1 pseudogene is annotated in these 298 nt (G+C 60.1%); it reads left to right on the forward strand.

The annotated features are described in order from the left end of the window. Positions 1-253, forward strand: a pseudogene (locus tag ACK3CV_RS25420) (intermembrane transport protein PqiB); the annotation flags it as partial. Positions 254-298: the final 45 nt, after the last annotated feature.

The raw sequence follows: 298 nt of genomic DNA on the forward strand, positions 1-298 counted from the left end.
CATCATCGCCAGCAAAGAGATGCAGGCGCTGCCGCAGGACATGCAGAAAACCCTGCTGGAGCTGAACCGCAGCATGAAAGGGTTCCAGCCTGGTTCGCCGGCTTACAACAAGATGGTGGGCGATATGCAGCGCCTCGACCAGGTGTTGCGTGAGCTGCAACCGGTGCTGCGCACCCTGAATGAGAAGAGCAACGCGCTGGTGTTTGAAGCCGCCGGCAGCACTGACCCTCAGCCGAAGAAGGCCACGAAATGATGAAATGGATCCCGGTAGCCCTGGCGCTGTTGCTCAGCGCCTGCA

The organism is Serratia sp. TSO36 (assembly GCF_057808395.1).